The organism is Paenibacillus terrae HPL-003 (assembly GCF_000235585.1).
Taxonomy (GTDB): Bacteria; Bacillota; Bacilli; order Paenibacillales; family Paenibacillaceae; genus Paenibacillus; species Paenibacillus terrae_B.
This window is the reverse complement of record NC_016641.1, coordinates 2,569,482-2,592,309: the sequence shown is the minus strand read 5'-3', so window position 1 is coordinate 2,592,309 and position 22,828 is coordinate 2,569,482. Positions and strand designations below refer to the sequence as shown.

The window sequence follows — 22,828 nt, the reverse complement described above, 5'->3', positions numbered from 1 at the left end:
ATCCGTTCCATATATAAGCAGCTTAACATTTCGCAGATTTTTTTTCAAGTGATAACTCTAAATCATTAGAATACAATATTTCAAGACAACATGCTATACAAAATAATAATCCCACCCATTTTCTGATGGGCAGTTATTAAGCCAACGTTTCGATTTTCTCTCTAATAAGTCCCTCTAGATCCTTTCGATTCAAGGTATCTAATATTGTTACTCCTCCAAGCTGATTAATGTACATCATCAAGCTTCTGAAATTTTCCCTATCGATAAATGAAGACTCCAGCTCTTTTTGCTTTAATACTGAGAGAACAGCTTTCGTTATATCAGGGTTTCTTTAAAAAACTTCGTTCAAGAAGACTCTGTGCTATATCTAATTTAGAAAGGAGAACCTTGGCAAGTTGATATGCTCCCCTTATAGTAGACAGAAAAAAGCAAGCCCATTAGTCTGTCTATTACGGGGGCGATTTTTGTGAAAAAATAAGAAAAACTTACAATGTTGCATTCAAGGAAAAAGCAGTTAATCTTTACCTTAAAAAGGGAATGAGCTACAAGAATGTAGGGCGAGATCTGGAGATGGATCATTCATTGGTCCGATGTTGGGTGAAATCTTTTCAGGCTGAGGGTCCTGGAATGGGAAAACCCCGAACACGGCCAGAAGATCCAGAAGTCAAGCTGAAGCGTCTGGAAGCCGAGAACGAAATGCTAAAAAAGCTCTTACAGATGTGAAAGGAGGAATGAACGCCGTACCGCAGGGGAAAAAATTTGCGTTGATCCAGGACTTGATGAGCAACGGGTACAACATCGTACTGCTATGTAGACTGGCCCAAGTGTCCAGAAGCGGTTTTTATAAGTGGATGAAACGGCAGACGTTTATTTCTCCAAAACAACGAGAAGATGAAACGATGAAGCTAAAAATAGGGGCATGTCATGAGAAGATGAAAGGCATTTTGAGCTATCGGAGGATACAGGTTTGGCTAGAACGAACCTATGGCATACACGTGAACCATAAGCGTGTACAGAAGCTGATGGGCGAACTTGGAATTCGGGCTGTCATTCGGAGAAAAAGATTGTATTACGGCAAGAGAGAAGCTTATGTCCTCTCGGGAAATCATCTCAACAGAGAATTTATAGCGAACCAGACGAACCAAAAATGGGTAACATATATTACCAAATCTCATGTTCAACGGACAAAAGCTCTATCTCTCCGCCATCAAAGATCTCTACAATAACGAAATCGTGGCCTATCATGTCAGTCGGAGAAACGACTTAAAGCTAGTGTTGGATCCGTTGAAAAATGCAAGAAAACGGCAGAATATCTCTGGGATTCTCCTGCACAGTGACCAAGGATTCCAATATACCTCTCGCCAATATCATAACCTGCTCAAACGATACGATATCCGAGCCAGCATGTCCAAAAAAAGGAAAATATTAGGACATGCATGTATGGAAAACTTCTTCAGCCATTTTAAAACAGAGGGTTTTATCTTCACTCCTTTCATTCGCCAAAGCAAGTGAAGCACGCTGTACAACAGTACATACATTTCTACAACCATGAACGTTTTCAAAAGAGACTAAACAACCTAAGTCCCTACGAATACAGGACTCAGGCTGCTTAAATATGGCTTTTTAATAACTGGCTACTTGACGGGGGTCAATTCATAATACCGAGGGACTAATATTTCTAAATCTAAAGTAGGACTGAGTTTATGAATTTTTGATCGCCTGATACTTTTTGAATATTCAATTTATGTAAATAAGCATTAACGGTGATATATTTGAGGGGGAAACTAAACTGTTCAGGGGGTCAGCTTATATTTAAAACCATCACGTATTTAAAATCTGGTAACGAAATTCAGCGTCGAGCGTTCAATGTTATTAACGATTTAGGAATCTTAAATGATTTGGCTCAATATCATCCTATTTTATGTGGAACCATACCAATTTCAATTGATGTGGAGGGTTCCGACTTAGATATTATAATGGAGGTTCACGAATTTGAAGCTTTTAAGTACCAGATTCACTCTCTATACTGTAAGCATGATAAATTTGTTTTAAAAGAAAAGAGGATATGAAATACACTAACAATCAAAGCGAGTTTTGAATTTGAATTATTTGGTCAACCTATGGCTGTTGAACAACAAAATGCCTACCTCCACATGATTGTTGAGCATCACCTATTAACAATTTACCCTCGCATAAGAACTGAGATCTAAAAGAAGAGGGGTTTACCCTCTCTATGCTATTTTCGCCTATACAACTCCGATTTAACTGTCCTTGCTTACTAGCAACACTCGTGTGCCTCGTATATGAAATAATATATGTTCCCGCACTCAACCCTAATGCTATTTTTTGAATGCAGGAACATATTCAAGTTGCGCTTAAACCCTCATACATCAATGCTTCTTATCTCGATATATTACTACCACGCACTCCACGTGCACCGTATGCGGAAACATATCCACGGGTTGCACTTCCACTGTACTATACCCGCCATTCTCCAGTATCCTTAAATCCCGTGCCAGCGTACTCGGATTGCAGGATACATAGACTACGCGCTCTGGCTTCATCTCCAGAATAGTTTCGAGCAGGCGTGGATCGCAGCCCTTGCGGGGCGGGTCGACGACGATGATGTCGGCAGTGATGCCTTGCTCTTTCCAGGCGGGGATGACGTCTTCGGACGCACCTACCTCAAACTTCACATTGCGCATATTGTTCAACAGCGCATTACTCCGTGCATCCTCGATGGCTTCTTTGACGATCTCCACCCCATACACCTGATCCGCATGCTGAGCGAGGAACAAGGAAATGGTGCCAATGCCGCAGTACGCGTCGATCACTGTTTCCTTACCTGTGAGTCCGGCATATTCGACGGTTTTGCTATACAGCACTTCGGTTTGAACGGGGTTCACCTGATAGAAGGACCTCGCGGAAATAGCAAATTGGACGTTTCCGATGTAATCGTAGATCACGTCGCGGCCCCATAGTACACGGGTTTCGTCGCCAAAAATAACGTTCGTTCGCTTGGTATTCACGTTCTGGCAAATGCTTGCCACGTGCGGAATATATTCACGGATACTACCGATCCAGGCATCTGCATGTGGGATATCTCGTCCATTCGTGACGAGGACCAGCATCATTTCGCCTGTACGAAAAGCAGTCTTTACGACGACATGGCGCAGCAGTCCGCGTCCAGTTTCTTCATTATATGCGCTGATGCCCAGCACCCGCCCAATTTCTTTGACACGTGCAACGACTTCGTCGTTACGCTCGTCCTGAATGAGGCAGGTGTCCATATCCACAATACGATGGCTGCCACGTGCGTAGAAGCCGCCGACAAGTCCGCCTTCGGTGACACCGATCGGCACTTGGGCTTTGTTGCGGTACCGCCACGGCTCGTTCATGCCCAGCGTAGGAAGTACCTTCACGGCAGCTTGTTCACCTGCGATGGAACCTTCATTTCCCTCCACATTCAGCTTCCCGATACGCTCCAGCACGTCCACGACATGCTGGCGTTTCCAGCCCAGCTGTGCTTCGTAGCTCATATGCTGAATCTGACAGCCGCCGCACTGATCGTAGATGGCGCAGGGTGCTGCAATCCGGTCGGGGCTTGCCTGCACGATATCCAGCAGTTTGGCATAGCCGTACTGCTTTTTCGTTTTCAGCACCTTTATCCGTACCTTTTCACCCGGCAACGCGCCTGGAACGAACAGTGTAAAGCCCTCAACACGCCCCACGCCTTCGCCGTCATGGTTCATGCCGATGATGTCCATCACGGCTTCATCGTTTTTTTGCACTGGCAGATCGGTACGCTCTGCACTGACTCGATTACGATTGGATGCATCCTGACTCCGTCCACCACTGGAAGGACGGCGTGATTCACGTCCATTTTCCAATGCTTTCCGTTCCCTTTCCTGCGTACTTCCACTCGCACTTCCATTTCCTGTTCCAGCTCGAAGCTGTCCCTGTCCTCTTTCACTGTTCATCGGCATGGTCTTTTTCTGTGGATTTCCTTGGTTGGGAGCTGCTTCATTCCGGCGGCTTTTTCCACGTCCGCTACGGTTACTCGTCATAATAGAAGTCACTTCTTTCTAATAATCTTTTCAAACCTGTTTATGCTCATGATCGGCATACAGCCTCATATATAACCACGCGGCCATCGCTCCACTCATTAACGCCAGTATCGTGAACTCGAAAATGCCGTTACTCCCCACGGAGAACGGCAAGAACCGATATCGTCACAGCGAAAAATAACTTCCAACTCTACATTCCATATACTGTACTGCAATGAGAAGCGAGAACACTCACCATCATTCCTTACCGAAACACATTCAAATGCTGCGGTAAATTGCGGAAAGTTGCTGGCAAGGTTCCACCCAGTTCGCCATCCAGATTCAGCTGGACATAGCCGGGCGAGGTTACTTCCATGTAATCCGTTTTAAAATAAACGATTTTCTTGTCCTGTAGATGCTCACCACGCAGCGCGAGTGTCACCAGCCGAATCATTTCCGCCAGATTACATTTGCGCACAGCGATCACATCGAGCAGCCCGTCATCAATGGTCGCACCAGGCGCCAGCTTTTCAAATCCACCCACCGAGTTCGTATTAGCAATCAGGAAAAGCATGAACTCGTCGTGTATCACTTCCTGACCCGATGCTTTGATAATCAGTTCTTGCGGGGCCAGGCTGACCATTTTCTCCACACCCTTAAAATAATAAGCCAACTGTCCAATCATCGTTTTCAGCTTGCTCGGCACTTCATACGTAAGCTCGGTTAAAGTCCCTCCGCCCGCGATGTTAATAAAATACCGATCATTAGCTTTTCCGATATCCAGCGGCTTCGCATTTTGGCGAATGACCAGATCGCAATAGTCCTCCCATTGCTTGGGAATGCCCAAGGCTCTGGCAAAATCATTCGTCGTACCTAACGGGAATACGCCCAAGGGCGGACGATTTTCCCTTTCAGCCATTCCGTTAATAACTTCGTACAATGTACCATCCCCACCTGCGGCGATGATCATATCATAGCCGCGCTCAATGGCATCCATCGTCTCACGAGTTGCATCCCCTTCGCCCGTAGTTGCATGGCAAGAGGCTTCAATACCACCTTCATCCAGACGCTGCAAAATGTCCGCAAGGCGACGCTTCATTTCCTCGCGTCCGGAGGTCGGATTATAGATTAATCTAGCACTTTTCATTCCCGTTACGCCACCCGTATATTTAATGATATTTATGTTTATATTCTCATTCATCACATTCACTCTATACAAAATATCATCATACTGGAAAAAGGCCTCTTTTACAATAAAAGAAGCCTACGCTTACCTAAATACGGAAATTTCGGGCTATGATAAAGCTGTAGCTGAACCAAGCGCCCTGTTGCTCAATCTTGCTTCTGCATTCTTTGCAGCAGTTCATGAATTTGCCCGTCCATCCAGCTTGTGAGCAGAGGATGCGGCAGCAGAGGATCTCCCGAATAACGGTATTCAAGCCCCTGTAATCGTCCAGGAATGACACGACTTGTAAAATATCCCGAGCTTAAAAAAAGCGGCGCCACAATAACATCATGACCCCGCTCCTGCTTCCAGTACGCTACCTTATCATATACACTCTCAGGATTCAGCAAGGCGTAGTCCGTAGCGATACTACTCACCCTTTGCACCGTGCGGGCTAACGAAGAAATCCCTCGCTCCCAGCGCTGAAAAAAGCCATCATGCACACTGCCATGTCCTACGAGCAAAATAGTCTCTCTCGCAGGGTTGACCGACAATGGGCTAACCTTGTCCCAAACCATGTGAGCCACATCTTCTCCGTCATCCAATGGGCTGCCGAAATGCACTCGCGCCTTTCTTCGAAAAGGCTTCAAATCCGTTTCTTTGTCTGGCGTATCCTTGACTCCCAGCGCATAACTGATCTCATCTACATGCGTGCTGCCGGATGACATAAATAAGGGCACAATCAGTAAATCTGTCACACCTAGAGCTTCCAAGCGATCAATACCATTCTGGATCAATCTTCCTTTAACCGTTTCCAAAAAAGAAACCTCTAACGGCATGTCCTTCGGCAATTGAAGCTTTGCGGCTGCCTGATCCACCTGTTCCACCCAATACGACTCCCTTGAGCCATGGCTAATGACCAGTACCCCAGGGCTTCGCATTAGCGCCCCAGACGCTCAAGTGTCAATTTATACCCGTCATTACCGTAGTTCAGGCAACGTTTAACACGGGAAATCGTAGCTGTGCTGGCACCCGTCTCTGCTTCAATCTGGTTATACGTACTACCTTTACCCAGCATACGGGCAACTTCCAAACGTTGAGAGAGGGATTGAATTTCATTAATCGTGCACAAATCATCGAAGAATACATAGCACTCTTCCAAATTTTTTAGAGTTAGGATGGCTTCGAACAATTGATCAATACTTTTATCATTAAGCTTTTTGAGCTGCATGGATTATCATCTCCCAAGGTTACAATCTATCCCCATTGTACCCGAGGAATAGTCGGTTTTTCAAGCGTTAACGATTTCACGCATCACAGAACAGCATTATTTTTCAGCAGGATCGTACTGTGCTAGAGCCCAAATCCGCTTTTATACCTGATTTCGGTACATGCGCCTAAACCCACTGTGCGTTTGTAACATACAGTAGAGTATCAACCTACAAAGGAATGTGATCTCATGCCTGGAAACTACTATCATCGGAGGCCGCCACAGCGTTCCCTTTCCGATCCGTATAATTCATCTTCATACCCGGGACTCGACACGTACAGCGGTGTTCCGCAAGTCGATTCCTCTGGAATCGTGCCTTATGAGGCGCCATCAAGTATTACAGAATCTGCAGCCGTGGTCACACCTGATCCGGTGCCAGCCAAAGGAGGACTGCTCGGCGGTCTTGGCGGTCTTAGCAATCTCAACGAAATTAAAGGCTTCATTGACCGTATGGGCGGCATTGATGGGATTGTCGCTACTTTCGGCAAGGTACAAAAGGTTATGTCCAGTGTGCAGCAATTTGCGCCAATGGCGAAGCTGATTATGGGCGCACTCCCAGCTTTCGGAAAATCTGCAAGCAAAAATTCTGCAACGGAACTCGCCGAGGAATTGGATGAATACACACCACCGCGCCCACGCCGGAAAAAGACACAGCGCAAAAGCAGCACGACCACGCGTAAACGTCCGCGCAAGCGCAAAAAAAAGTAGGTTATTTTATTTGAACCAGCCCCGACGCATAAACCAGATTACCATCGCTGCACTTAATATGAACATAAAGAACAGCACACCAAAATAACCATATTTCCAGCCCAGCTCGGGCATATACGAAAAATTCATACCATAGACACCCACAATCAGCGTCAAGGGCATAAAAACAGTCGTAATGACAGTCAGCGTCTTCATAATTGAATTCATACGGTTGGAATTTAGCGAAATATAACTGTCTCTCAGGTCGGCTGTCATCTCGCGGTCGGCCTCCAGCATGTCGGTCAGCTTCAGCAGATGGTCATAAATATCCGTAAAATAGGCCATATGCTCCCCTTTACCTTGCACATGCTGCGAATTAAGAACCCTGTACATCAAATCCCGCATCGGCACAATTGTACGGCGCAGCTTGAGCAGCCTGCCTCGCAGAGCAAATACCTGCTTCATCAAGTCCTCCACCGATTCACGCCCGCCCAGGCCCTCCAGCTCTGCCAGCTCATCCTCAATCATAAACAGACTCGGGAAATAGTTATCCACCAGCTTGTCCACCACTGTATAAGCCGCAGCCAGCGGCCCACGCGACCAAATTTTGCGTTCATTGGCATGCTGGACAATCCGTTCCCAAGCCTGATCCAGCTCCTCCAGTTCATGATGATGGTATGTCACCAAGAAACGGCTGCTAATGAACATATCCACTTCTTCCGCATCCAATGTATCTACATCCAGCGCATGTACCACCAGAAACTGCACATCCTCATAATAGTCCAGTTTCGGACGTTGCAGAACATGCAAACAATCTTCCACAGCCAACGGATGAAAATGAAAATAACTCGTCAGCAGCTCTGATTCATGATCGGTAGGCTCGCTAAAATCCACCCACATCCATATATAATCCTCCATGTCTATCTGCTCCAGTGACAGCCCCACCGTCACCTGATGATCATGGCCTATAACCAATGTACGTATCACCGTACGACCCCCTAACCTAACACTTCTGTCATTGATTCTATTTACATTGTATATAAGCTACTCAGCGTTATACAAATCTCAAGCCTCATATTCATGCTTCATATAGCAAAATAAAGAAAAGGATATCTCCGGGCCATCACAATCTCCCAAGATATCCTAATAAAATATAAATCCAACTTAAACGATATGTTCCATCTCTCTATCTGATAAGAAGCTAACTTATAATGGTAGCTATGCTTCAATTAATTTCACAAAGCCTGTGCTTGTCGCTTCATAGCCTAACCGTCGATAAAATTGATGTGCATCCTGTCGCTCACTCCGATTACTGCTGTTCAAAGCAATGGCAACCAAACCTTTTTCTTTTGCCCAAGCTTCCGCTTCCTGATTTAGCGCCTTACCAATGCCTTTATTACGATGTTTCGAATCCATCACAAAAACAACGATACGCGCATAAGCTTCATTTCTTTCATATATCTCAACTTCATATCTTCAACTGATGTAGGATAACCAAGCTCCTCCATTAAATAAGCCAACGCCGGAATATCCTCGTGATGAGCAGTCCTTATCTTCAAAGTAAGCCCTCCACTTATGAAAATAAACATCATAAAAGAAAAATCACTCACGTTCACGAAGTGCCACTCCGCGGTCGGATGATGCTTACCTCGCTATTTCCCCCCAGCGCAGCAAGCAAAGCGATGTGCCAATTCCCTCCTCCTGCTCCACCCCAAAAGAGTGGGGCAGGGTTCTGCACCAAAGGAGAGGGGAAGGCATACAAGTAGCGCAGCGTTCCATTTGAATCTGTAGAAGCGCCAGCGCTCGCCTTTGCCCCCGGATTTCTCCAGCCATGAGCTTATTCAGGAAATCCGGGGGCAACAGCGATCGAAAGATCAAATGGAACGCGGAGCGGTCTCACACGAGCCGCATCCCCGAGCACATCCACAACCCCTGCCCCACTTACAACACCTTTTCCAAGAAACTAATCGTCCGTTCATTTTGCGGATTACCAAATACCTCTTGTGGCGTTCCTTCCTCCACGATGTAGCCGCCGTCCATGAATACGACACGGTCGCTTACTTCGCGTGCAAAACCCATCTCATGCGTTACGATCATCATCGTCATACCTTCACGGGCCAGATCGTTCATGACGCCGAGCACTTCTCCGACCATTTCAGGATCAAGCGCCGAGGTCGGCTCGTCGAACAGCATAATATCCGGATTCATTGCCAGCGCACGTGCAATCGCCACGCGCTGCTTCTGACCGCCGGACAACTGTCCTGGCAAGGCATCTGCCTTATCGGATAAGCCCACACGCTCCAGCAGCTTCATGGCCGTCTCTCGGGCCTCTGCCTTGGACTGTTTACCCAATTCTGTCGGCGCGAACATAATGTTCTTGAGCACCGTCATATGTGGAAACAGGTTGAAATGCTGAAAAACCATGCCTATATTTTCACGGACCTTGTTAATGTCCACGCTCTTGTCACTCAAGTTGTAGTCATCCACGATGACCTCGCCTGCTGTAATTTCCTCCAGCATGTTCATACAACGCAAAAACGTGCTTTTCCCCGAACCCGAGGGGCCAATGACGCAGACAACCTCGCCTTCTTGCACTTGCATATCAATGCCTTTCAGCACCTCGTTACTACCATAGCTTTTTTTCAGGTTCTTGACGATAATTTTACCCACGGCGAACTCTCCCTTCAAGACGGTTGGAAATTTTGGTCAGGACTGTAATGACGATAAGATACATCACCGCAACCACTAGCCAAATATCAAAGGATTGGAACGTCCGCGCAATAATGATCTTACCTGATTGGGTCAATTCGACCAGACCAATAACAGACAAAATCGACGTATCCTTCAACGTAATAACCAACTGATTGATGAACGACGGGATCATGATTTTCACAGCCTGCGGTAAAATAATTTTGAGCATAGCCGTCCGGTATGGCAAGCCAAGAGAACGAGCCGCTTCCATCTGTCCCGGATCAATGGACTGAATACCACCACGGATGATCTCCGTCACATAAGCTCCCGCGTTCAGAGACAACGTCAGTACAGCCGCGACAAAGAGCGGCATTTTAAAATCCAGTGCCTGTGGAATCCCAAAGTAAATAAAGAAAGCAAGTACGATCAGCGGAATACCACGGAAGACATCGACAAAAACTGTTGCTATACCACGGAACAATTTATTGTGACTCACCTTCATAAAGCCGAACACCAGACCCAGCACAAAAGCTACCAGCAGGGATACAAGCGTGTACAGCAGCGTATTTCCCATTCCTTTGACCAGCGAAGGCAGGGAAGCGGAAATGAGTTCCCAGCGACCACGCTCTACAGGTGCCGCACCTTTGCCGGATTCGCCCAGATACTTGGACATGATGGTATCATATTCCCCGCTGTTGCGAAGATTCACAAGCCCTGCATTAAATTTCTCCACCAGTTCCTGGTTTTTGCCTTTATTGACAGCGAAACCGTAAGAACCACCTTTTTCCTTATCCGTCACAAGCTTGAGTCCATTATTCTGTGTCACTCCATATGCCAACACTGGATAGTCATCAAAACATGCAACTGAATTTCCAGTCTTAACCTCATCGTACATTTGAGAGGAATCATCGAACGGAACCGTAGTAAAGCCATATTTGGCCTTAATGGACTCGGCGAACGTGTACCCTTCTGTTCCCGTTTTGACAGCGACACGCTGCCCTTTCAGGTCCTCATAGCGCTTAATCGTATCATTATCCTTACGGACCGCCATGACGACACCTGAATCAAAATACGGTTCAGAAAAATTAAATTTTTGCTTACGTTCATCTGTAATACTCATGCCAGCAATAACGCCGTCCACTTGATTCGTTTCAAGGGCCTGCACTGCCGCATTAAAGCCAAGAGGCTTAATGGTATAGTCAAAATTCTGATCCTTGGCAATAGCAGCCAGCAGGTCCATATCGATTCCAACAAATTTACCATCTACATCTTCAAACTCAAAAGGAGCGAACGTAGTATCCGTGCCGATATCATATTTTGTTTTGTTTTCTGCGTGTGCCACTACGCCAAAATTACCGGCTAGGGCAACCACAAAAAACAGACAAATCATGAGTGCTATTAGTTTTCTAGATTTATGCATAAGTTCCTCCAGTCAGTCAAACGGTTCAAAGTTTTCTGTTTATTCTACAGGAGTTATTAAAAATTGACTACGTTGATGTCAGATATTTTTTGAAAGATGTTTCATGGACCTGTCTGATCGGGTAAGGTTTAAAAGACCTATTTTTGCCCCTATAATGCCAATAAGCCCCTGCCGCAAAAAGCGGAAGGAAGCTTATTGTGTGTCCTATAGTGTGTACTTATTTTCTGAGAAATAATGATGAGCTAAAAAAGAATTTTGAAAATCAAACCTGATAGTAAAGCAGAAATTGGAATCGTAATAACCCAGGTAATAACAATGCGACCAGCCAGCGACCAACGCACAGCGGAAAAACGCTTCGCAGAACCAACACCCAAAATAGCCGAAGTAATGGCATGAGTGGTACTTACTGGTAAATGAAGCAGCGTGGCTGTGAAAATAACAGAAGCTCCGGAAATATCAGCAGCGAAGCCATTGATCGGCTCGATTTTGAAAATCTTGGTGCCCATCGTCTTGATGATCTTCCAGCCCCCAATGGACGTACCGAGCGCCATTGCTGTTGCGGCCGAAATTTTAACCCACATCGGCACTTCCAGATGATCCTGATACCCTGCAGAGACGAGTGCAAAAGTGATAATTCCCATCGCCTTCTGAGCATCATTCGTACCATGCGTGAACGATTGAAGTGCTGCCGTAATGACCTGCATCGTGCGAAAACCCTTGTTCACCGTATGCGGACTACGACGAGCGAAGATGTATTTTAAAATCATCATCACGATATAACCGATAACAAAAGCAATCAGGGGGGAGAAAATAAGTCCCTCGACAATCCCGATGAACCCACTCCAGTTCAATTTCTCTGATCCCGCACCTACATACACCGCCCCGGCCAGCGCACCAATCAAGGCATGGGAAGATGAGGAAGGAATACCGAACCACCATGTGAGCAGATTCCAGATAATCGCTGCGATCAGTGTCGCAATGACGATATCAATCCCGTTCGTTAGCTTGGTAGGATCAGCGACACTGCCACCAATCGTCTTGGCAACCCCTGTAAACAATATAGCTCCCAGAAAGTTCATGACCGCAGCCATAATAATCGCACGACGCGGCGTCAGCGCACGGGTAGATACGGAGGTTGCGATAGCATTCGCCGTATCATGAAAACCGTTAATAAAATCAAATGCCAGAGCAAGAAAAATAACAATACCCAATACCAGTAAACTTGTATCCATGTAAAAGGACTCCCTTACGAGTTACGCATAATGATGGATTCCAGCATATTTGCAACATCCTCGCATGAATCCGTTGTCGTTTCAAGGCGTTCGTACAATTCTTTGCGTTTAATCAGTTCAATGGGATCAGTTACAGTTGCAAACAGGTTTTTGATGCAAATACGCAACAACTCATCCCCCTGATTTTCCAAATCATTCAGGCGAATGGTGTATTCACGGATGGCCAGCAGCTTCTTTTGTGAAAGCAAATGTACAGCCTTCTGGATTTCATAAGCCGACTGACGTAAAATATCAGCGAACTGCACAATATACTCGTCCGGCTCCGTAATGTTGTACATATAAAAACGAGAGGCCGTCGCTTCCAGACCGTCCAGCACATCATCCATGGTCGTTGTCAGTTCCATGATATCGTCGCGTTCCAGCGGCGTAATGAAGGTCTTGTTCAGCTCAGTAATAATCGTGTGTGTGTAATCATCACACTTATTTTCATACTTCTTCATTTCATTAGTAAACAGAACCACATCTTGAAGATTTGAAGTATGTTGGGCAAAGTAATCGGCTGCTTGCACGATTGTATCTGCCATATTTTCCAACGTCTCGAAGAATATATCCTTTTTCTTCAATCTCATTAACGATTACCCCTTTACGAAAATATCCGCAACCTGTTTCGACTGCATTAGACAACCTTTGCTATCTTATCACACTCATCAATGTTTTTGTAAAGTTTGTAAAGGCAAATTTCACAATATTAAGTATACATTACCCGACAAGGAAGTTCATTATCCGACAAATCATACCTAGAAAGGTTGATTTTGGATTCATGACTTTGCTTCTACACTTACATGCTCATTCAGCGAAACGTCTGCCGGAACTACATGAATATAGGATGTACCCGGTACCAACGGAATTTCAACTCCATTTTTCATAAAACGAATAGCATCACCGGGCGTATGCTGCCACTCGGCGTGTATCAACTTCCCTTGTTGAAACACCATAGCCTCTCCACCGCCATTAAGTTCAACGCTCAATCTACCTACATCATCCAGTGTTTGGTGTCTGGTGCTCATCACAATGACATTGGCCGCAGAGAGCTGCTTGTTATTGTTTTGATCCACATGTGACTTTTCGTTCACAAAACGCTTATATTGCTGATCTGACGGATCGTAAGTGTAAGATACCTTGTAGCTTTTAAGCAAAAAGCGAATTTGCAAAGATACTGCATCCTCGTCTCCCATGACCGAACCTTCACCAGATTTAAGGTAGTTATATACCGGAACCACCGTCTGCTTGGCGTAGCCTTTGCTTTCGCTTCCTTGGCGAAGTCTGTTCACATCTGTGTACAGATTGTGTGGAGGACGGCGATCCTTGCTTCTCCAGAAGTAAGCTCCCCCATTCGAAATCTCATCCAGATGCTCTTTTCGTTGCTGCTGTAAAATTGCATAGGCATCTGTACTGCCCCCGGCGTGTATCGGCAACGCCCCGTAAGTTTCGCCCAGCTCAATCAGATACGGCCGGATGCTGCGGACCGGGCCTATTTTCACATCACCGCCATGACTTTGGAAAAAAGCTACCAAACGGGTAATTCCACCTTCTGCGAGAACTTCATATACCATGTCGGCCTCGCTAAGTCCCGCCTGAGGTCGTGCGGCTGGAGCGTTATTAATCATAATAGCAAGCGGTCGTTCCAGAACAGGCTGCTCCACCGGAAGGCCGGTAAGCGGAGCTGTAAATGCCGGAATAGTCGGTTCCTTGAGCGACTCCGGCTGTGTTTGCTGCTTAACCGGTTGGGGCGCGGGTTCTGATTCACCCGATTGGGACATAGCAGAACAAGACATCATGGTCATACATAGCAAAACCGAGGTCATCATACGCCACCATTGGCTTCGATTGAAAATGGGCCCGGACAAATTCATCCCTCCAGATAGACATTTCCCTCATTATAAGCGTTATTTCCTGTTTTTGTCTTGATTGAAACTCGACATCTCTATAGAATACTTATCTGAAGACATTAAAATTTAAAAAAATATTCAGACTTTGTGATTTTTATCACAAATAACTGTAACTTAACCTAATACAATAAAGGTGTAGCAGAGATGATCATCCCAAACCAAATGAAATACAACCAACATTATAAGATAAGAAAGAGGAGTGGTTTGAATGTTTAACAACTGGTTGCGTGAGAACAAAGTAGCAATGTGGCTGCTGACTGTAGTACGGGTTTATCTGGGATATGAATGGATGACCCATGGACTTGAGAAACTGACTGGCGGATTCGATGCAGGTGGATTTATCTCGGGGGCCATTGCTAAAACAGGCGGAGATCATCCCGCTGTACAAGGCTGGTGGGGATCGTTCCTTGAAGCCTTTGCTCTACCAAATGTCGGTCTGTTCAACGTCCTGATCCCACTGGGTGAGTTTCTGGTCGGAGTTGGCCTGCTTCTTGGTACACTGACTACATTAGCTGCCTTGATGGCAATGGTCATGAACTTCTCGTTCCTGTTCTCGGGCACAGTAAGCACCAATGCAATCTACCTGCTGTTTGAAATCTTCCTTGTAGTTGCTGGCGCAAACGCTGGACGGATTGGCTTGGATCGTTGGGTACTGCCCTTCCTGCGTGGACTGTTCCGTAAAAATAAAGATACCTTTCCAGCAGACCCTGCTCGAAAAATAGCTTAAACTACCCAAGACAACTGTTACCTTCGGGCTAACAGTTGTTTTTTTGTGCAGCTATGCTGCTGACGTTATATTGACATCATGGCAGTGGAATCCAGACAGGCGGCTACCGATTACGATACCAAGAAGATTCATCCTAACGCCAAAAAAGAACTTCCATTCCCACTTTCCATGTGGATTCGGAAGTTCTTTTTTCACATTTACGTATCACGTTCTTGACCGAAGGCCCAACAATTGAGACTCAGTGAGCCCAAGACATAGGACTGAAAAAGCTTCTGCGCCGAGTGCTGGTCATCCGCAGCCCCCATCGCGTAAAACAGCGGCGAAAAATGCTCTATCCCATAAGAGGGAACCGCCTGTTTGGCATAAGGAGCCTTTTTATCATATTGGAACAAATTACGTAAATTCCATTCCTGAAGCTGCTGACCGATCCAGTTATCATATTGAACCGCCCAATCAGCCGGCTCATTCGTCTGCTTGAGTGTTCGCAAGTTGTGGACCAGTCCACCGCTACCGATGATCAAAATGCCCCGTTCACGCAACGGTGCCAGCATCCGCCCAATCTCGTATTGCTCCTGCGGAGCGCGCCGGGAATCAATGGAGAGCGGGACGATCGGGATGTCCGCATCAGGATATATATGCCGCAAAACCACCCATGCTCCATGATCCAGTCCCCGGTTCCGTACCGGCTGGTGGAACAGGTTATGCTGACTGAACAGATGCTCTATCTCCTCATACAGCTTCGGATCGCCTGGTGCAGGGTAATCAAGTGTGTACATTTGTTCAGGAAAGCCATAGAAATCGTGCAACGCCGCATGCTGGTCATCCGCGCCTATGCATTGATCAGCACTATCCCAATGCGCGGAAAAAATGACTATTCCTTTGGGTCGGGGCAGGCTCGCGCCCAGCTCTGCAAGAAAGCTGGTGTATGCGTTGTTTTCTAAAGCCAGTGTCGGTGAACCGTGCGCAACAAAAATTGAGGGTAATGTCATCGCTGCCAACCTCCACACGCCAGTATAGTGTTACTCTTCCATTTTACTCCGGTGGAGGCGCAATTTCCAATACAATCCGTTACAGCCTGAAATCAGATCATCCAGTGCTGCCAATCCCGCTGAATATTCTCCTGCTCATCCAGCCATTCCAACGTCCGGTCGATCAACCGCTGCCGCTCTTTACCGGAAGAGAAGGTGTGGTCTCCCTGAAAAATAATCTCTTTGTCGCAGCGTCCCTCTGGACGCATCCAAAATACCTTTTGGAACAGGAATGCATAGTCCACAGGAATGATATCATCCGAGGTTCCGTGAATAACGAGTACATCCCCGTTAAACTTGACAGCCTCCTGAAACGGCTGGAACTGGGCAAGCGACTCAAAATATGAAGGTGTGAACTTATAGCCCAGATAGTCGGCCTTGCCGCTTTTCACTGACTCATCGTACACGCTCCGTTCCGTAATTTTAACAATGTCATTGAACGGGTAGCCAACCGCAGACCAAAGCACCAGATTTTGTACTCTCTTGTCCCGTACTGCTGTAAGAAGGGCGACCGCGCCGCCCAGACTGTGACCGATCAGCGTCACCTTGGTCGGGTCGATATCCGCACAATTCACGGCATAATCAAGCACGGTACGTGTCTGATTAATCATCGACTCCAGCCCTTGCTTGCCGTATTCACCCGTACTTTCCCCGCAACCCGCAAAGTCAAAGCGCAGGACAAAATATCCCCCTTCTGCAAGCTCACGAGCAGTCTTCACGAATAACCGATCTACCCCGATACGATTGCCCACAAATCCGTGGCATATCACTACGAGCGGTACCCGTCTCTGACGGTCTCCTTCATTCGCATTGCTTGGATAATGAATCGTTGCGGCCAGCTCCTCATGTTCAAAGCGTATTCCAATTTGCCGTTCCATCATGATTGTCCCCCTGTTTCAAGCTTCACCGTCACCAACCTGCTATGCTATATTGGCAACCCTATCCTGCGAAGCTTCCTGTGATGATTAATGATTGGTAATTAATGATTTAAACGAATATGTCAAACGTATATTGTAACATGGATGCTCAGCAAAATATCTATTCACTTTAATTCCGATGAGTTTAATAAGTTTTATGGTAAAGTCAGTCTATCATTGCCCTGCTTCCTTGTCAACCTGTCAGTTATACCGGAGAAAAAGGGAACAAATGGCACTCCCCGCAACGAATAACGGAGAGCGCCATATTGCATTACTTGACGGGGAAAATTACTTTCATCCCGCAGACTATTCGTAGCTGTTCCTGAACATTTCGTGGGTCTCCGTACGCCCCTCCCACTCCAGCCTGCAAGAGACACCGCTATTCTGATCCTCATGCCATAAGCTACGGTAGCTCTCTTCACCCAGATCACCTGCAAACTCGGTATCCTGAGCCAATTCAGCATCGTTCAGAATACGGTACGTCGGGGATGTCCCCTGAACGCTCCGATGACTCACGTTCACAGGCAAGGCCTCCACGCTGTTTCTAACTGGAGCGGCTTCCAGCCGTTTATTAACCGTATAATCCGCCTGCTTATCCAGCTTCATGATGCCACATCCTTTCCACATTTACATTCAGGATGCTCGCGTGCTCACCCTTTATCCAGTTTGAGGAGAATGCAGCGGTAATATACATTGCGCAGGCAAAGCCTTTTGCCATCCGCAGCTTACTCACGTATACTGTTTTTGTTACGGATTGGCGGTTCCGCCAGACCGGAATACGCCCGCAAAGCAGGAGGAAGCAATGAATAAAGCCAAAAATTATACGCTTATTGCATGGATTGCCTTGTCCATGTTTTTTTTGACACAGGCGATCATCGGATGGTTTGTAACGTTTACAGGCGGAGATGTTGCTCCTTTTGAAAAAGTTAACCTGTCCACCCTGATCATCATCGCCGCAGGAGCCATCCTGCTGGTTGAAGCGCTGATGAATTTTATGGACCGCCCGGAAGAAGGAGAGGAAGCACAGCAAGACTATACGCCCGTGAAGCCCCGCATAGACCTCAAGTCCATCTTGCTGTATGTCGTGTTAGTCGTGGTGATTCTCGTCGCCGGGCTGGCCCTGCGCCGCGTAATGCCCGTGTTCAGCATTTCACCCTGGGTGAATCTGATCCTTGCCGCAATCGGCTTTATCGGTCTCAAGCCGATTTTTTTACGCAAAAAACGTTCATAAGACGCAATCCTCATTTGTACTGGAGCTGCCCGATTGTTGTTCGTGGCGGCTCTTTTGGATATTTTACAACTCGGCAAAAAGCCGTATTCCTCGCCTGCAATAAAATGCATTAGGGATACGGCTCTGATGTACGCTAAAGCTTATTTGGAAAAGAGTTGCTCTGCATTATCCAGAGCGATTTTGTGTCCCATCGCCGAATAGTCCAGCCAAGGCTGTCCGTCCAGCATGTAGACATGACCCTGCTTCACTGCTTTGAGTCCTTGCCATACCGCGTTTCCTTCCAGTTGCGTGTATACCTTTTGGGCATCCGCTCCTTTACTGATAATGACAAAGATCGCATCGGCATCATAATCCGGCAAAACCTCCTGAGATACGACCTGATAAGCTTTGTTGATCTTCTCTACGCCCTTGGCTGGCTTCAAGCCCAAATCCTGATACAACAGCGGTCCTACCGGGCGCTTCATGCCCATTACGCGGACTTCCTTCGCCGTAACACGAATAGCCATAACGGTTCCATCGCCGATTTTTTGATGGATCAGCTTTTTAACCCGTTCCTGTTGGGCGTCGTAATCTTTCAGGAAAGCGTCCGCCTGTGCTTCATGCTTGACCATAACGGCTATTTTTTTCAGTTGGTCCCTCCATGTGCCCTCGTCCAGATCAAAGACCTCGGTCGGTGCGATTTTCTCATACTTGGCTACATCGGTTCCCGAATATTTTTTGTCGAGAAAAATATGGTCAGGTTGCAGATCCAGCACGTCTTCCATATCCGGGTCTGTGACAACACCCAGCTTGCGGGTATTTTGGAGGCGATCTTTTACATGAGGCAAAAAGTCCTTAACATCTCCGCCAATGACCGAACCAGCCGGAGTAATGCCCAGCGCCAGCAAATTGTTCGTTAAATGAATGGACATGGAAGCAATACGCGAATCCGCGCTAACCGTTTGCTCCCCCTTGTCCGCCGCTTTCGTATCGGCAGCTTTGTTGTCTGCTGCTTGTCCACAAGCGGACAGCATCACCATACATAAAATAAGAACCATGCCCACCCATGAACGCTTGAATCCTGAATAATTGGAACCATTTCTTTTCATCGTTATTCCTCCAATATGATTAGAAGCTCCATATAAAATGATCTATATAGAAAGCTTCAACTTGTTGGTTTATGTACCTATTGCATCTGTCATTTCGTACGGGACAGCAAAAATAAAAAATACGGAGCCCCTACCACAGCAACCACCACACCCGCCGGAATCGCATTCGGCTGAAACACAGAGCGTCCAATCGTATCCGCAGTGACCAAAATGACGATTCCAACAAAGCAGGCCACCGGCAGCAAATGCTGATACATTGGCCCAACCAGACGGCGAGCCAGATGAGGCGCAATCAGCCCAATGAAGCCAATACCTCCAGCCATAGACACACTGGCGCTGGATAGGGCCACGGCTGCACCCAGCAGCAACAGACGCTGACGCTTCACACTCGTACCGATTCCAGCGGCCGTCTCGTCGCCCAGCGACAGATTGTTCAGGCTGCGCGTCTGTGACAGAACGTAGGGCAACACAATAACTATCCACGGCAGCAAAGCCGCCGCATGTATCCAGTCCCGGCCCCATACGCTACCAGCCAACCAACGTGCGGTGAACGCGTAAGTATCCTCATCAAGCCGCAAGGACCAATACAGCGTTATAGCGCTGAGGCCCGAGGCTACACCGATGCCGGACAGGATCAGACGCACAGGCACGATTCCTCTGTTCCGGTTATAGGACAACAGTACAATCAGCACCGCCGCCACGACACCTCCTGCAAAAGTAAACAGGGGGATCAGCACGGCTGCCGATCCTTCAAGATCGCGAAAGAAACTGACGAACATCACCAGTCCCAACGCAGCCCCCGCGTGAAGCCCCAGCACCCCCGGGTCAGCGAGTGCATTCCGCGACAAGCCCTGCATAACAGCTCCGGCTGCTCCCAATCCGGCCCCAGCCAGTATCGTTACAACGATACGCGGCAGACGGTATTCGAACAGAACGGTATGATCACGTCCGCTGCCCCCGCCAAATAGCGTATCCAGCACGCGTAGCGGTGGAATGCGAATCGTTCCGGTATTCAGACCCAGAACAATGACAACAAAGCTGATCCCCGCCAAAACCATGCAGACGAGCCAAGCTTTTGTCCTTCTTGCATCCCCGGTCCCTAAAGAGCGACTCACTACAAATCCCTCCTTTCCTTACGGGCGAGAAAGAGGAAAAAAGGCACCCCAATAAAAGACACCATAATTCCAATAGCTAGCTCCTCCGGCGGATTCGCCATTCTCGCTCCCAAATCAGCCAACACCAGCAGCACAGCTCCCAATAGCGCAGACAGCGGTACAATCTGGCGATAATCCACACCGATCAGCTTGCGGGCAATATGCGGGATAACCAGCCCTACAAAGCCGATGGCCCCGGCGGCGGACACGGACAACCCGGCCAGTACCACCACGGTCAGCAGACCCAGCAGCCGGATACGCTTGAGATTTAATCCAAGATTCAGCGCCACCTCATCGCCCATCGAAATCAGTGAAATAGAGCGTGCCAGCCCCATCGACCAAGCGATCACAATCAGCAAAATCGGCGCAAGAATCTCAAGCTGCGACCATTTGATTCCGGCGACACCGCCCGCATACCAAAAGGCCAAATCCTGGCTCAGATCAAAATAAATCGCAATTCCCGAAGTCATAGAGCCTAGTAGAGCAGCCGTCACTGCTCCAGATACGGTCAGTCTCATCGGCGTCAAACCTCCGGGCGCGGAAGCTCCCAGACCAAATACCAGCAAGGTGCTCATCAGCGCCCCGAGGAATGACAATACGATTAACGTCCCATAAGGAAGATTAGGGAAAAAGGCAAAGCTCACAGCGACCACGAACATCGCTCCTGCGTTAATGCCTAACACACCTGTATCTCCCAGCGGGTTGCGCGTAATACCCTGAATCAGGGAGCCTGCTACCGCCAGCGCAGCTCCGATGACAGCCGCCCCAAGCACACGTGGTAATCTCAGCTCATGAATGATCTGATGCGCCATCAATGAACGATCATAGTGAAATACCGCCGCCCATACCGTGCCTAAGGTCAAGTCCTTGGCTCCAAGGGAAATCGCGGCAAACATGGCCAAGGCCAGCAGCACAGCAGCACCTATGAATAGCAGCGCCTGCCGAATCCGGCCCGCCCGGAGTAAAGGCCGGGCTACAAAGGCTGCTTCGGGAGCTGTGCCTTCTGTCCGAGCCGCATGATTGTCTGCTCTTCCTTTAAACTGCATTCGTGAGGTCACTCCCTCCATACCTGAAACCACCATAACGCTCATAACGATGTCGATAATGATAATTATTATCAACTTGATTCATAATAGCATGTTTCTATGACATTGCAAGCCAAAAACTGCTCCCCCAATGGAGGAACAGTTTTTAGATATACCTAGGTGAGGTGGCTAGACGGATGACTCCATGTAGCCCACATTTTTTAGTACGTAGGCCAACCTGCGGAGTCCCATTTCAGATCACTAATCAGCAACTTTGGATTTCCGTTATCAGTCGCATCATAGGCATGACGCGCAATCACACTATTGTTATAAATAGACTGACCGCCCGGTCCCTTCCAACGGTCATTCCCCGCATCCAGCACAGTTCCGCCGCCATCCATCAGTTTTTTACCACTCTTGTCCTCATACGGTCCGGTGATACTCTTGGAGCGACCGTAAATAATTTTGTAATTACTGTTTACACCCTGGCAGCAGTTATCAATGGAAGCAAACAGATAATAATAACCGTCTCGGTATGTAACATGTGGAGCTTCCAGACCGCCAGCGGTACGCTTCGCGATGGAATAAATCTGCCCCGTAGGCTTCATCGTATTTTTGTCCAGACGTGTCACTTTCAAGCCTGAGTTCCATGAGCCGAAGGAAAGCCACGGGTTACCGGAAGCGTCAATGACCAGATTCGGGTCAATGGCATTATAATCGTTAGAATCCGTCGTACGCAGCACTAGTCCGTCATCTCTCCAGCTTCCGGCTCCTATACTTGTTGCAGAAGTCAATCCAATGGCCGAAGTGCGGGACCCGAAAGTAGAAATGGAGTAGTAAACCCATACTCGTCCATTGTACTTTTGAGCATCCGGTGCCCATACATCATTAGTCTTCTGCTTGGGTACATACGATTTCCACCATGATGGCGGCGACAGGAATATTTGCGGCAATCTGTAAAAATTACGTCCATCATCCGATCTTTGAACCTGTATCCCCTGCCCTGTGGAGAAAATATACCATGCATTGCCTTCCTTCGTGATGGACGGATCATGCACCGCTACGTCACCAGTTAACGCCCAATGCTCTGCCGACGCCGACGGCACCACTGATAGCAATAATGCAGCCGAGGTTACGGCAGCAAACGCCGTTCGGGCCCATTTACCCTGTACTGATTTTTTCCAAGATTTCAACACTC

General features: G+C 47.5%; 26 protein-coding genes and 2 pseudogenes. 8 read left to right on the top strand and 20 right to left on the bottom strand.

The genetic code is table 11. From position 1 onward, the window contains the following. Positions 1-136: 136 nt before the first annotated feature. Positions 137-319: a DUF6339 family protein gene (locus tag HPL003_RS30495; RefSeq protein ID WP_420795083.1), complete on the bottom strand. Its 183-nt coding sequence runs from the start codon at positions 317-319 to the stop codon at positions 137-139. 218 nt (positions 320-537) lie between these two features. Between HPL003_RS30495 and HPL003_RS11885 the strand changes: the two genes are divergently transcribed. From HPL003_RS11885 to HPL003_RS28180, 5 genes and pseudogenes are all read left to right on the top strand, one after another. Further along, complete coding sequence (locus HPL003_RS11885; protein WP_238533471.1) at positions 538-723, top strand: transposase; 186 nt, start codon at positions 538-540, stop codon at positions 721-723. An 8-nt stretch (positions 724-731) separates the two neighbouring features. Further along, positions 732-1,226 (top strand): IS3 family transposase, encoded by a 495-nt coding sequence (locus HPL003_RS29405; protein ID WP_014279890.1) that lies wholly within the window; start codon positions 732-734, stop codon positions 1,224-1,226. Then, positions 1,174-1,512: a DDE-type integrase/transposase/recombinase gene (locus HPL003_RS30490; protein WP_081473711.1), complete on the top strand. Its 339-nt coding sequence runs from the start codon at positions 1,174-1,176 to the stop codon at positions 1,510-1,512. Before HPL003_RS29405 ends, HPL003_RS30490 begins: the two co-directional genes overlap by 53 nt. Next, positions 1,491-1,613: pseudogene (locus tag HPL003_RS30485) on the top strand (IS3 family transposase); the annotation flags it as partial. The gene HPL003_RS30490 and the pseudogene HPL003_RS30485, both read left to right, overlap by 22 nt. Positions 1,614-1,763: 150 nt before the next feature. Then, positions 1,764-2,210: pseudogene (locus HPL003_RS28180) on the top strand (DUF4269 domain-containing protein). Between the two features lie 180 nt (positions 2,211-2,390). Here HPL003_RS28180 and rlmD read toward each other — a convergent pair. From rlmD to HPL003_RS11855, 4 genes are all read right to left on the bottom strand, one after another. Continuing rightward, positions 2,391-4,067 (bottom strand): 23S rRNA (uracil(1939)-C(5))-methyltransferase RlmD, encoded by a 1,677-nt coding sequence (gene rlmD / locus HPL003_RS11870; RefSeq protein ID WP_014279888.1) that lies wholly within the window; start codon positions 4,065-4,067, stop codon positions 2,391-2,393. A 244-nt stretch (positions 4,068-4,311) separates the two neighbouring features. Next, positions 4,312-5,193: a diacylglycerol kinase gene (locus tag HPL003_RS11865; RefSeq protein ID WP_043922646.1), complete on the bottom strand. Its 882-nt coding sequence runs from the start codon at positions 5,191-5,193 to the stop codon at positions 4,312-4,314. Positions 5,194-5,378: 185 nt separating this feature from the next. Next, the gene (locus HPL003_RS11860) at positions 5,379-6,152 is read right to left on the bottom strand and encodes a sirohydrochlorin chelatase (RefSeq protein WP_081473709.1); all 774 of its coding nucleotides are present in this window, start codon (positions 6,150-6,152) and stop codon (positions 5,379-5,381) included. Further along, positions 6,152-6,442, bottom strand: a complete 291-nt coding sequence (locus tag HPL003_RS11855) for a YerC/YecD family TrpR-related protein (protein WP_014279885.1) — start codon at positions 6,440-6,442, stop codon at positions 6,152-6,154. Before HPL003_RS11855 ends, HPL003_RS11860 begins: the two co-directional genes overlap by 1 nt. A 228-nt stretch (positions 6,443-6,670) precedes the next feature. Between HPL003_RS11855 and HPL003_RS11850 the strand changes: the two genes are divergently transcribed. Further along, the gene (locus HPL003_RS11850) at positions 6,671-7,189 is read left to right on the top strand and encodes a hypothetical protein (protein WP_014279884.1); all 519 of its coding nucleotides are present in this window, start codon (positions 6,671-6,673) and stop codon (positions 7,187-7,189) included. Between the two features lie 6 nt (positions 7,190-7,195). Here the strand turns inward: HPL003_RS11850 and corA are convergent, their stop codons facing one another. From corA to HPL003_RS11810, 8 genes are all read right to left on the bottom strand, one after another. Then, positions 7,196-8,155, bottom strand: a complete 960-nt coding sequence (gene corA / locus HPL003_RS11845; RefSeq protein ID WP_014279883.1) for a magnesium/cobalt transporter CorA — start codon at positions 8,153-8,155, stop codon at positions 7,196-7,198. A 231-nt stretch (positions 8,156-8,386) separates the two neighbouring features. Next, entirely contained in the window at positions 8,387-8,584 is a 198-nt protein-coding gene (locus HPL003_RS11840; RefSeq protein ID WP_014279882.1) for a GNAT family N-acetyltransferase, read from the bottom strand. Further along, a complete protein-coding gene (locus HPL003_RS30315) occupies positions 8,584-8,727 on the bottom strand; it encodes a hypothetical protein (protein WP_337998897.1) in 144 nt (47 codons plus the stop codon). The genes HPL003_RS11840 and HPL003_RS30315 overlap by 1 nt, the downstream gene beginning before the upstream one ends. Before the next feature lie 382 nt (positions 8,728-9,109). After that, on the bottom strand, positions 9,110-9,838 hold the full coding sequence (locus HPL003_RS11830) for an amino acid ABC transporter ATP-binding protein (protein ID WP_014279880.1): 729 nt from the start codon (positions 9,836-9,838) through the stop codon (positions 9,110-9,112). Then, entirely contained in the window at positions 9,831-11,279 is a 1,449-nt protein-coding gene (locus HPL003_RS11825; protein WP_014279879.1) for an amino acid ABC transporter substrate-binding protein/permease, read from the bottom strand. Before HPL003_RS11825 ends, HPL003_RS11830 begins: the two co-directional genes overlap by 8 nt. Before the next feature lie 242 nt (positions 11,280-11,521). Further along, entirely contained in the window at positions 11,522-12,511 is a 990-nt protein-coding gene (locus tag HPL003_RS11820) for an inorganic phosphate transporter (protein WP_014279878.1), read from the bottom strand. A 14-nt stretch (positions 12,512-12,525) separates the two neighbouring features. Next, a complete protein-coding gene (locus tag HPL003_RS11815; RefSeq protein ID WP_014279877.1) occupies positions 12,526-13,140 on the bottom strand; it encodes a DUF47 domain-containing protein in 615 nt (204 codons plus the stop codon). 189 nt (positions 13,141-13,329) lie between these two features. Further along, positions 13,330-14,424, bottom strand: coding sequence for a DUF3048 domain-containing protein (locus HPL003_RS11810; protein WP_014279876.1), 1,095 nt, complete (start codon positions 14,422-14,424; stop codon positions 13,330-13,332). A 244-nt stretch (positions 14,425-14,668) separates the two neighbouring features. Here HPL003_RS11810 and HPL003_RS11805 point away from each other — a divergent pair, with 244 nt between their 5' ends. Further along, entirely contained in the window at positions 14,669-15,187 is a 519-nt protein-coding gene (locus HPL003_RS11805; RefSeq protein WP_014279875.1) for a DoxX family membrane protein, read from the top strand. 197 nt (positions 15,188-15,384) lie between these two features. Here the strand turns inward: HPL003_RS11805 and HPL003_RS11800 are convergent, their stop codons facing one another. The 3 genes from HPL003_RS11800 to HPL003_RS11790 form a co-directional block, all read right to left on the bottom strand. Further along, positions 15,385-16,176: a dioxygenase family protein gene (locus HPL003_RS11800; protein ID WP_014279874.1), complete on the bottom strand. Its 792-nt coding sequence runs from the start codon at positions 16,174-16,176 to the stop codon at positions 15,385-15,387. A 92-nt stretch (positions 16,177-16,268) separates the two neighbouring features. Further along, the gene (locus HPL003_RS11795) at positions 16,269-17,093 is read right to left on the bottom strand and encodes an alpha/beta hydrolase (protein ID WP_014279873.1); all 825 of its coding nucleotides are present in this window, start codon (positions 17,091-17,093) and stop codon (positions 16,269-16,271) included. A gap of 345 nt (positions 17,094-17,438) precedes the next feature. Continuing rightward, positions 17,439-17,738, bottom strand: a complete 300-nt coding sequence (locus tag HPL003_RS11790) for a hypothetical protein (RefSeq protein WP_014279872.1) — start codon at positions 17,736-17,738, stop codon at positions 17,439-17,441. Between the two features lie 196 nt (positions 17,739-17,934). Here HPL003_RS11790 and HPL003_RS11785 point away from each other — a divergent pair, with 196 nt between their 5' ends. Further along, positions 17,935-18,363: a hypothetical protein gene (locus HPL003_RS11785; RefSeq protein ID WP_014279871.1), complete on the top strand. Its 429-nt coding sequence runs from the start codon at positions 17,935-17,937 to the stop codon at positions 18,361-18,363. A 140-nt stretch (positions 18,364-18,503) separates the two neighbouring features. Here the strand turns inward: HPL003_RS11785 and HPL003_RS11780 are convergent, their stop codons facing one another. From HPL003_RS11780 to HPL003_RS11765, 4 genes are all read right to left on the bottom strand, one after another. Continuing rightward, positions 18,504-19,451 (bottom strand): ABC transporter substrate-binding protein, encoded by a 948-nt coding sequence (locus HPL003_RS11780; protein ID WP_014279870.1) that lies wholly within the window; start codon positions 19,449-19,451, stop codon positions 18,504-18,506. Between the two features lie 89 nt (positions 19,452-19,540). Continuing rightward, complete coding sequence (locus HPL003_RS11775; protein WP_014279869.1) at positions 19,541-20,566, bottom strand: FecCD family ABC transporter permease; 1,026 nt, start codon at positions 20,564-20,566, stop codon at positions 19,541-19,543. Next, entirely contained in the window at positions 20,566-21,651 is a 1,086-nt protein-coding gene (locus tag HPL003_RS11770; protein WP_014279868.1) for a FecCD family ABC transporter permease, read from the bottom strand. The genes HPL003_RS11775 and HPL003_RS11770 overlap by 1 nt, the downstream gene beginning before the upstream one ends. Positions 21,652-21,851: 200 nt before the next feature. After that, positions 21,852-22,826, bottom strand: a complete 975-nt coding sequence (locus HPL003_RS11765) for an arabinan endo-1,5-alpha-L-arabinosidase AbnA (RefSeq protein WP_014279867.1) — start codon at positions 22,824-22,826, stop codon at positions 21,852-21,854. Between the last annotated feature and the right edge of the window lie 2 nt (positions 22,827-22,828).

Bases quoted from the DNA above. Each gene is read 5' to 3' on its own strand.
- rlmD (WP_014279888.1), bottom strand. From the start codon at position 4,067: ATGACGAGTAACCGTAGCGGACGTGGAAAAAGCCGCCGGAATGAAGCA.
- HPL003_RS11885 (WP_238533471.1), top strand. From the start codon at position 538: ATGAGCTACAAGAATGTAGGGCGAGATCTGGAGATGGATCATTCATTG.
- HPL003_RS11825 (WP_014279879.1), bottom strand. From the start codon at position 11,279: ATGCATAAATCTAGAAAACTAATAGCACTCATGATTTGTCTGTTTTTT.
- HPL003_RS11855 (WP_014279885.1), bottom strand. From the start codon at position 6,442: ATGCAGCTCAAAAAGCTTAATGATAAAAGTATTGATCAATTGTTCGAA.
- HPL003_RS11780 (WP_014279870.1), bottom strand. From the start codon at position 19,451: ATGAAAAGAAATGGTTCCAATTATTCAGGATTCAAGCGTTCATGGGTG.
- HPL003_RS30490 (WP_081473711.1), top strand. From the start codon at position 1,174: ATGTTCAACGGACAAAAGCTCTATCTCTCCGCCATCAAAGATCTCTAC.
- HPL003_RS11770 (WP_014279868.1), bottom strand. From the start codon at position 21,651: ATGCAGTTTAAAGGAAGAGCAGACAATCATGCGGCTCGGACAGAAGGC.
- HPL003_RS11785 (WP_014279871.1), top strand. From the start codon at position 17,935: ATGAATAAAGCCAAAAATTATACGCTTATTGCATGGATTGCCTTGTCC.
- HPL003_RS11790 (WP_014279872.1), bottom strand. From the start codon at position 17,738: ATGAAGCTGGATAAGCAGGCGGATTATACGGTTAATAAACGGCTGGAA.
- HPL003_RS11860 (WP_081473709.1), bottom strand. From the start codon at position 6,152: ATGCGAAGCCCTGGGGTACTGGTCATTAGCCATGGCTCAAGGGAGTCG.
- HPL003_RS11840 (WP_014279882.1), bottom strand. From the start codon at position 8,584: ATGGATTCGAAACATCGTAATAAAGGCATTGGTAAGGCGCTAAATCAG.
- HPL003_RS29405 (WP_014279890.1), top strand. From the start codon at position 732: ATGAACGCCGTACCGCAGGGGAAAAAATTTGCGTTGATCCAGGACTTG.
- HPL003_RS11795 (WP_014279873.1), bottom strand. From the start codon at position 17,093: ATGGAACGGCAAATTGGAATACGCTTTGAACATGAGGAGCTGGCCGCA.
- HPL003_RS11800 (WP_014279874.1), bottom strand. From the start codon at position 16,176: ATGACATTACCCTCAATTTTTGTTGCGCACGGTTCACCGACACTGGCT.
- HPL003_RS11820 (WP_014279878.1), bottom strand. From the start codon at position 12,511: ATGGATACAAGTTTACTGGTATTGGGTATTGTTATTTTTCTTGCTCTG.
- HPL003_RS11810 (WP_014279876.1), bottom strand. From the start codon at position 14,424: ATGAATTTGTCCGGGCCCATTTTCAATCGAAGCCAATGGTGGCGTATG.
- HPL003_RS11865 (WP_043922646.1), bottom strand. From the start codon at position 5,193: ATGAAAAGTGCTAGATTAATCTATAATCCGACCTCCGGACGCGAGGAA.
- HPL003_RS11815 (WP_014279877.1), bottom strand. From the start codon at position 13,140: ATGAGATTGAAGAAAAAGGATATATTCTTCGAGACGTTGGAAAATATG.
- HPL003_RS11850 (WP_014279884.1), top strand. From the start codon at position 6,671: ATGCCTGGAAACTACTATCATCGGAGGCCGCCACAGCGTTCCCTTTCC.
- HPL003_RS11805 (WP_014279875.1), top strand. From the start codon at position 14,669: ATGTTTAACAACTGGTTGCGTGAGAACAAAGTAGCAATGTGGCTGCTG.